This is a genomic window from Streptococcus mitis (assembly GCF_008763935.1).
Taxonomy (GTDB): Bacteria; Bacillota; Bacilli; order Lactobacillales; family Streptococcaceae; genus Streptococcus; species Streptococcus mitis_DB.
The window spans coordinates 60,394-69,884 of the sequence record NZ_VTQF01000008.1; the positions used below are offsets into that span (position 1 = coordinate 60,394).

The window sequence follows — 9,491 nt, forward strand, 5'->3', positions numbered from 1 at the left end:
AGTAAAAATTTTGGAAAGGAATTATGAAAATGTTAAAAGATCTTAAAGCATTTTTGCTTCGTGGTAATGTTGTTGACCTTGCTGTCGGTGTGATCATTGCCTCTGCTTTTGGTGCAATCGTTACTTCATTTGTAAATGATATCATCACTCCTCTACTATTGAACCCAGCCTTGGAAGCTGCGAAAGTACAAAACATCGCTGAGCTTGCATGGAATGGTGTTACATATGGTAAATTCTTGAGTGCTATTATCAACTTCCTTGTTGTAGGTACTGTTCTCTTCTTCGTTATTAAAGCTATGGAAAAAGCCCAAAGCCTTACTAAGAAAGAAGAAACTGTTGAAGAAGCTCCAGCTGGACCAACTGAATTGGAAGTACTTCAAGAAATCAAAGCTCTTCTTGAGAAAAAATAATCGATTAAAAGGATCTAGCACAAAGCTAAATCCTTTTTTCTTTACTCTTTCGGTAACTTGCCTGCTTTCTCAAGCATTTTCTTAATAAGATAAGGCATCTTAACATTTTCACGACCTTTTTTCTCAATCAATTTTTTTACAAATTCTGGCATTTGTAAATCTTGAGATTCGGCCAAGATATTTTTAGTTTCATCTGAAGGAACTAACTCATCAAAGGTTTCTTCTTCTGGGAGAAATTCCTTAAATTCTTGATGTTCATTAGCTCTGACTGTATTAACCAAGGCATCAATCAAACGAGAATCTGTATTTGGCATTGGTGGACGATGATAGTTCACCCCCAATTCCTGACACAAGTCATAACATTCCACATCGTTGTCAAACAAGACTTCAATGTGCTCACTAATAAAACTAATAGGTACAAAAATATAATGGTCTGGATGTTCTTTCCGTTCTCTGAGATACTCTAAAACATCTGGTTTAATCCATGGAATACCGATATCACTTTCACTTTGCCAAGTATTAGTATATTGCTCAGAACTCAAACCTAGTTTTTCAGCGACTAGCTTGCTATTTTCGAAAATTTGGTCGATATAGGGGTCACCAAAATCCAAGGCAAAAATGGGCACACTATGGGCTGAAAAGATGACTTTAAAGCTATCCTGCTTTACTTCTTCTTTTAAAATCTTAGCAATTTCATCTGCCCAATAGTTTAAGAGCGCTTCTTCTTGATACCAGTCCTTGATAACTAAAAATTTAATTTGTTTGCTTTCTAAAAATTTCTCGTATCCCATGACAGAGTAAAAAGAATAATGGGGCTCCAAAATCAAGCAAATACACTGCTCGATTCCGTCTGCTTCCATCTGACCTATTACATCTGGGATAAAGGGTCTAGAAAACTTATTAGCAAAATAAACACTATACTCATTCCCCAGCCTAGCTTCTACCAAGGCAACCTCTTCTCGGGTAATTTTTTGCAGAGGCGTGCCGCCAATTCGTACATAATTATCATAGAGAATCTGAATTTCGTGGTCTTGAGGTCTCACTCCACGACGAATATTTGTGAAAAAATCAGCCACACCTTCAAAGGTAATCTCTTCTGGCGAACCGAAAGTCATCATTAAAATTGCTTTTTTCATAATCGCTTCCTTGTGATATTTTTATCAAGTTTATTTTATCATTTATCCATTAATAAGTAAACGCCAACATAGCGAATTTCCCTAACTTCTGTCTTTTGTTTTTCTCTCTTTTCTATGATACAATGGAAAAAATGAATTCAAAAGGAGTTTTTTATGACTTATCCAAATCTCTTGGACCGCTTCTTGACCTACGTTAAGGTCAACACGCGCTCTGATGAACACTCTACTACTACTCCAAGTACGCAGAGTCAGGTAGATTTTGCTACAAATGTTCTTATTCCTGAAATGAAACGTGTTGGACTACAAAATGTTTATTATCTACCAAATGGTTTTGCAATTGGGACCTTGCCAGCCAATGATCCATCTTTAACACGAAAAATTGGCTTTATATCTCACATGGATACTGCTGACTTTAATGCCGAAGGAGTCAATCCACAGGTAATTGAAAACTACGATGGTGGTGTGATTGAACTAGGGAATTCTGGTTTCAAACTCGATTCAGCTGACTTTAAGAGTCTTGAGAAATATCCAGGACAAACGCTCATCACAACCGATGGAACAACCTTGCTAGGTGCTGATGACAAGTCAGGGATTGCTGAAATTATGACTGCTATTGAATATCTAACTGCTCACCCTGAAATCAAACACTGTGAGATTCGTGTTGGTTTTGGTCCAGATGAAGAAATCGGTGTTGGTGCTAATAAATTTGATGCAGAAGATTTTGATGTTGATTTTGCCTACACAGTTGATGGTGGCCCACTAGGTGAACTTCAGTACGAGACCTTTTCAGCAGCGGGTGCTGAATTGCATTTCCAAGGACGCAATGTCCACCCTGGTACCGCCAAAGGTCAGATGGTCAATGCCCTTCAGCTAGCAATTGATTTTCACAATCAACTTCCAGAGAATGACAGACCTGAGTTAACTGAAGGTTACCAAGGCTTCTACCATCTAATGGATGTGACAGGTAGTGTCGAGGAGGCGCGTGCAAGCTACATCATTCGTGATTTTGAAAAAGATGCCTTTGAAGCGCGTAAAGCAGCTATGCAGTCAATCGCTGATAAGATGAATCAAGAACTTAGTAGCGACCGTGTCACCCTAAACTTGACAGACCAGTACTACAATATGAAAGAAGTAATTGAAAAAGACATGACTCCAGTTACCGTTGCTAAAGCCGTTATGGAAGATTTGGGGATCACTCCTATAATCGAACCAATCCGTGGAGGGACAGACGGCTCTAAGATTTCCTTTATGGGAATCCCAACTCCTAATATCTTTGCAGGAGGAGAAAATATGCACGGACGTTTTGAATACGTCAGCCTTCAGACAATGGAACGTGCAGTTGATACCATTATTGGTATCGTAGCTTATAAAGACTAAAAAGACGAGGTAGCTCAGCTACTTCGCCTTTCTTTTTATTATGCTGGTTTTTCTTGATTTCCAGTACTTATTGTAGATTCTGTTGTTTCCTTTTCTGAAGCTGGTTCAGCAGGTTTAGAATCTGTTGTGTTGCTCGGTTTGTTTTCGTCGCTTGCAGTTTCACTGTTAGATTCTGTAGCTACATTTGGTTGATTCTCTGCACTTGTGCTATCAGCATTCGATTCAGCTTTTGTTGCTGGAGTTGCTTCTTCACTCGCACTTGATTTTGACTTGATTTCTTGATTCAAGACTAGAATAGCTTTTGTCAATTCAAGTAAAGCGGCTTTATCTTTACTCTTAGCAGAAAGTTGATCTAGTAATGCATCTACTTTATCAAAGTCTGCATCAGAACCCTTATTGTTTTCTAAGTAAGCGTGAAGTGACATGAGGATATCATAAAGTTTTTGATAGAGTACAAGTGTCTGAGGATCTTGCTCAGCATTTTCCTTCTCTTGTTGAAGGGCGCTAGCGATACGAGTCAAGACATCTTTTACCTGACTATTTACTTCATCCAAGTCTGCATCAGCCTTGTTTGTAGCAACTTTGAGATTTTCTACTTCTTCTGCCAAGGATTGTCTGATTCCTTCTTCTTGGATTTGTTCCAAGAGTTGATTTGCCTTGCTCAAGCGGCTTTCTACTTCTTCCTTGCTAACATGATTGACATGTTCTTCAGGCATAAAGTCTCCGTACAATTCTTTCAAGAAGCCATAAATAGCTGTCTTGGCACTTTGATTATCAACTTTTTCAGTATCTAGAACTGTCTGAGTCGATTTAGCAGTAGTTGGCTGAGCTTTCAAAGCTTCTTCCACTTCTTGTTTTGCCTGATAGATGCTTGGGAATAATTTGTTCAATTCTGCTGCCTTTAGGAAGGATTGAGATTGATACAAGGTCCAAGTCAACTGAGCCACTTTGTTTCGAAGTTCATCATTCAAACGACCGTCATTTACGTGTTCGTAGAAAAACTTGATGTATTCTACAGTTGTAACACCTGTTCGATCATTAAAGTCTTGCAAGGCTTGAAGTTGTGATTCAACGGCTGCTAAAGCAGCCTCATCTTTAGCCAATTTAGCTTCTTGAAGTCGAACGAGAAGGTCTTTCTTAGGAAGTCCAAAAGTGTCTGTATCCAGAGTATTGATTTTATCAATCAAGGCCTGATATTTCTTATCTAGAGCACTGGTTTCAACAGGTTTGACACTTTCATCAATATGGATATATTGCTTATCAAAGAGATCAAGGGTTGCAAGATAACCTGCTGTAGAGTTAGTTGCCAGTTTCTTCATGCTTTCAGTAAACTGGCCTAAAGCTAACTCAATCTGTCTTTGTTCAATAGGCTTGTCTTTATAGATACTTCTGCTATCAGCTAGAAGTTGATCTACTTTTTCCAAGACTGCCTTCTCATCAAAAGCTCCAGGTTGATAATTGGATTGTAGGGCTGGAATCTTGTTTTTCAAAGCCACTTCATATCCCTTAGTTTGAACCTTGATGTAGTGATTGTGATCGCCATGAGGAATCACAAAACTACCATTTTCTACCTGTAAGCTATAAGGAGACACACCATCTCGCAAAGCAGTGGTATAGAGTTCATTTAGGAAATCAAGTTCTGGATTGCCAGTTTGTAGCGGAAGACGCACATGTTCCTTACGAACAGCATATGGGTGGATATGAGTTGGATCGTAGGCTTGGTCTGGATTTCCAAAGACAAAGAAGCCGTTTGAAATTCTAATCGCTTCAAGTGGAACACCGTAGGTCTTCGAAATATAAGCAATCTTTTCTTCATCGCTAGCATCTCTTGAGAAAGACTCTACCGTTTTAGCAAGAGGTTTTACAGGCTCTGCATCATGATGTGTTTTCAAATGGTTTTGTGCAGCCTTAATTTGGTCTGCTGTCAAGTCTTTCTTGAAAAAGTAATGATTATGGTCGCCGTGACTCATGACAAAACCTTGCTCATCCTCACTGATGACACGATCGGCATCAAAACCGTGATCATGGTCTTCATCATGATGGTGTCCATGATGATCTTCATCGTGATCGTCATCATGAGCTGGATTTGGTGTTGCTGTATTTGCCCCTTTCAAGTGGTCTTGCGCTGCCTTGATTTGATCAGCAGTCAAATCCTTCTTGAAGAAGTAATGATTATGGTCGCCGTGACTCATGATAAATCCTGCTTCATCCTCACTGATGACACGATTAGCGTCAAAACCGTGATCATGGTCTTCATCATGATGGTGTCCATGATGATCTTCATCGTGATCGTCATCATGAGCTGGATTTGGTGTTGCTGTATTTGCCCCTTTCAAGTGGTCTTGCGCTGCCTTGATTTGATCAGCAGTCAAATCCTTCTTGAAGAAGTAATGATTATGGTCGCCGTGACTCATGATAAATCCTGCTTCATCTTCAGCAATAATACGATTGGCATCAAAGCCGTGTCCACCTTCTTCATGTTCATCATGTGAATTTCCTGGATTGACTGGAAGAGATGGCGAAGGTGTTGTTAGGCCATTGTTTGGAAGAGTCGGTTGACCAATTTGGTTCGCCTTAGGAATGTAATGGAAATGATCGCCATGTCTTACAATATAAGCTGTAGCAGTTTCTTCGACAATATCTTTAGAATTAAAGATATAACCATCAGATGTTGAAGAGATAGCCTTATTTGTAAGCAAGGAAGGATGATTCAAAGTAGATGGACTGCTTGGAAGACTTCCTAGACTAGACGCTACTCCATGAGGTTTTTCATTTGTAGAGACCGTAGAACCAGTTCCACCGATAGGCACCATTCTAGCAATCTTTTCTTCTAAAGGAGAGAGCTTGCTGTAAGGAATAAAGTGATAATGATCGCCATGCGGAATCGCAACTCCATTTGGCGTACGGCTGATAATCTTAGCAGGGTCAAAAACCAGACCGTCTGATTCACTGTAACGTTGGTCACTAGGTGAATCATAGAGTTCTTTCAAAAGACTTTGGAGATTTTCAGCTTTATTCGCTGGCTTGCTAGTTGAGCCTTGTGCTACAGATTGCGTGTCATTATCACTAGCTGTTGAAGAATAGCTTAACTGACTTGGTTGCGTATTTTTGCCAGCTAAATGAGCTTTTGCTGCTGCTAACTCACTAGAAGACAAATCACTTTTTGGAATATAGTGATAGTGACCTCCATGAGGAACGATATAAGCATCACCCGTATCTTCGATAATATCAGCTGGATTAAAGACATAGCCATCATCTGTCGTATAGCGTCCCTGAGATCTTGCTACAGCAACATCTGAGCTGACCTTCTCATTATCTTTGACATGTTCTTGTTTTTGACGATTGATTTCATCCTTGGTTCGAACATTATCAGCATGAGCTGCATCTTTCAGGTAGACATAATATTTTCCATCGACCTTGATGATATAGCCACCCTTGACCTCATTGACAATATCTCCGTCCTTAAGTTGATAGTTTGGATCCTTCATCAGAAGTTCTTCACTAAAGAGGGCATCATAAGGAACTTTACCATTATAGTAATGATAGTGATCACCGTGTGACGTTACATAGCCCTGATCTGTAATTTTGATGACAATTTGCTCAGCCTGAATTCCTTCTTTTTGACTGACCTGATCTGGTGTCAGGTTTTCAGTTTTCTGACTTGACTGGCTACCATCCACATAAGAGACACGATTATTGTCCTTATTTTCCTGCGATCGATGCTGGTTCAGTGCATAAGCACAAAGACTCAAGGATACGATAACAGCTGATCCAGCTGCTATATATTTTTTACTGAATTTCATAAATCCCTCATTTCAATAAATGATGAAGCTTTTCTTAACTTCTTTTTCTCGGTTAAACAGTTTTTTTAAACTGGTTATTTAACCAATTAATTAACCAGTAAATAGTTTACCTTTTTTAAGCTTAACTGTCAAGATTTTTAGTGAAAGAGAATAAAATTATTACTTTAAGAATCCTTTCTTCATTTTTTAGACAGGAAATTTCATCTTTTTATTAACAAATAAAAGGACATTATTCTATCCAATAATAGAACAATATCCTTTCAACTAGATGCTCATTAGTCAAAATATTCTAAGGTTTTATTTGCTTAAGAGTTTTAATATCATAGGTTACTAAATCCCCATTCTTATTATAAAACTGAACTCCTTCTGATGAAAAAATAAGATATTTAGAATCAATTTGAGCAATTTGTGCTATTTGATTTATATGATTTTTTAAAGTATCCTTATCTAATCCATAATCTGGTATATCATCATAATCATCTTCTTTATTTTCTGCATGTGATTTTTCTTCTTCACCAACTTTTTCGACTGAAGGATTGCTGCTAGTCGCATCTGCCTCATTTTGAGATTTATTATCCTTTGGTTGTTCATCAACTTTGTTTGAATCCGTTGCATCTTTCTTTGTTTCCGATTTCTTATCTGAAGAAACTAGATGTGAATTAGAAGAATCATTTGTTGTTTCTTTTTCTTCATTTCTTTTAGCTATCAACTCTTGAGCTTGTTTCCACTCTTTATCTGATAAATCAGACTGATTGATACTTCTCAATGAATCACCACTAGCTTTTGGAATACTGAAAGATTTATCTGCCCAAATATAGGTTCCCTTTGCCAATACATCCTGAGGATCAAAAATATATCCATCAGGAGTTGCAAACTTGCCTTCTTTAAGTGCTTTCTGAACTTCTTCCGCAGAATGGATAATTTGCCAGTTCTTCATTCCAGGACGTTTTTCAAGAGGAGTTACATTAGCAATAACAGATCCAGCATCATCATGACCTGGTTTTGACCAAACTTCAGGACGCACATCAGGATGTTGCATTACATATTTTATAGTTGCTATTTGCTCACTATTTAACCAAGAATAAGGTACGACGTGAATGTGATCGATATGCGGAATAATGAAGGAAGTTCCAGTATCATACGTAGTATTGGCTGCATGCATAGGCAAGCTAGATACATCAACAGCTAATCTTGGTTTAATTTCTGTTTCTACAATATCATAACGATAATTATCTTTATCTTTAAGCATTAGTTCCTGCTCAGAAAAAGCTATTTGAGTAAGATCGAGTTCTTCACGTGAATAAAAATAATCTTTACCACCTTCATTAATTATATAACCAACTTTACTATTTCTAGAAACTTTACTAGTTACTTTTTTATAATCAAACTTTGGTCTTTCCTTCTCATCTGAGTGAACTGAAGAAACGATGTCATCGGGATTTTTACCAGTTTCTTGAATCCATTTAGCAACTTCATCCAATTCGAATTGTTCTAATTCACCATATCCCATATAATGGAAATGATCACCGTGTTTGGCAATAACACCTGATTTATCAACAGAATCGATGGAATCTTTGGTAAATATGTATCCATCACTCGTATCATAAGGTTTACCATCTAAACCTTTTCCATAAGCTTTGATTGGTTGTCCTAAGAACTTATGAACTACTTCTTTTGATACTAAAGGTTTAATATCTGTACCAATTTGATTTAATCCATTTTGCCCTTTTAACGGAATAATTCTAGCAATCTTCTTCTCTAAATCAGACATTTGTGAATAAGGGATAAAGTGATAGTGGTCTCCGTGAGGCACTGCAACACCGTTAGCTGTACGTTTGGTGATTTGTGCCGGATCAAAGACTAGTCCATCCGATTCCACATGGCGTTCTGACAAAGGTTTGGCATACAATTCACTTAAAAGTGTTGGGATATCTTCCCCTTGGTCTTGATGATAAGTTGGAGTGACAGTCAGGTTTGGAGTCTCTGTCAAACTTGGTTGGGTTGGTTTAGCATTATCACTACTTGGTTTACTTGAACTTGTAGCAGAATGAGACTGTTTACCATTCCAATAGGCTTGAGCAGCAGCCAATTCTCCTGCAGACAAATCACTCTTAGGTATATAGTGGAAATGATTGCCGTGCGGTACAACAAAAGCGTCACCTGTATCTTCAATCACATCTGTCGGACTAAAGACATACCCATCATCCGTTGTATAGGCACCTCCAGTTGCTCGATTCGGTGCCGGCGTATTGAGATTAAAGTTTGGTTTAATGGTTGAACTTGGTGTTGAACTTGTTCTCTCAGGACTGCTTGGTTTCGTATTATTAGAATGACTTTGAACTGGCTGACCTCCAATTGGCAGATTTCGAGCCAATTTTTCTTCCAAGGCAGACATTTGCGAATAAGGAATGAAATGGAAATGATCTCCGTGAGGAACTGCCACACCATTGGCAGTACGTTTTGTAATCTGTGCTGGGTCAAATACTAATCCATCAGACTCCACATGACGTTGGCTAAGTGGCAAGGCGTATAATTCTTGAAGGAGACTAGCTAAATCCTCACTTTGACTTTCAGGAGATTTGGCAGAATCTTGAGGAGCCTCAGATTGACTCATTCTCACACTAGATCTTGTTTCAGCTCTGCTTGAACGATATTCAACCGTACTTAATTGGCCACCTTTTCCAGATAAGAAGGCCTGGGCTGCAGCTAATTCACTGGCAGACAAATCACTCTTCGGAATATAGTGGAAGTGATTCCCATGAGGA

Annotated in this window: 4 protein-coding genes and 1 pseudogene; 2 read left to right on the top strand and 3 right to left on the bottom strand. The window is 38.5% G+C overall.

Translation table 11 applies throughout. The annotated features are described in order from the left end of the window. The first annotated feature begins 29 nt into the window (after window positions 1–29). Entirely contained in the window at window positions 30–410 is a 381-nt protein-coding gene (gene mscL / locus F9B91_RS09980; protein ID WP_000910199.1) for a large conductance mechanosensitive channel protein MscL, read from the top strand. A 41-nt stretch (window positions 411–451) separates the two neighbouring features. Here mscL and hemH read toward each other — a convergent pair whose 3' ends face one another. Continuing rightward, entirely contained in the window at window positions 452–1,546 is a 1,095-nt protein-coding gene (hemH, locus tag F9B91_RS09985) for a ferrochelatase (protein WP_150923209.1), read from the bottom strand. 153 nt (window positions 1,547–1,699) lie between these two features. On the opposite strand from hemH, the gene pepT reads away from it, so the two are divergent. After that, window positions 1,700–2,923, top strand: coding sequence for a peptidase T (gene pepT / locus F9B91_RS09990; protein ID WP_125454501.1), 1,224 nt, complete (start codon window positions 1,700–1,702; stop codon window positions 2,921–2,923). 38 nt (window positions 2,924–2,961) lie between these two features. On the opposite strand, the gene F9B91_RS09995 is transcribed toward pepT, so the two are convergent. Then, on the bottom strand, window positions 2,962–6,726 hold the full coding sequence (locus F9B91_RS09995; RefSeq protein WP_150923210.1) for a pneumococcal-type histidine triad protein: 3,765 nt from the start codon (window positions 6,724–6,726) through the stop codon (window positions 2,962–2,964). 742 nt (window positions 6,727–7,468) lie between these two features. Beyond that, window positions 7,469–9,491, bottom strand: a pseudogene (locus F9B91_RS10000) (pneumococcal-type histidine triad protein); the annotation flags it as partial.

Coding starts and splice junctions, on each gene's coding strand:
- F9B91_RS09995 (WP_150923210.1), bottom strand. CDS start 6,726: ATGAAATTCAGTAAAAAATATATAGCAGCTGGATCAGCTGTTATCGTA.
- pepT (WP_125454501.1), top strand. CDS start 1,700: ATGACTTATCCAAATCTCTTGGACCGCTTCTTGACCTACGTTAAGGTC.
- mscL (WP_000910199.1), top strand. CDS start 30: ATGTTAAAAGATCTTAAAGCATTTTTGCTTCGTGGTAATGTTGTTGAC.
- hemH (WP_150923209.1), bottom strand. CDS start 1,546: ATGAAAAAAGCAATTTTAATGATGACTTTCGGTTCGCCAGAAGAGATT.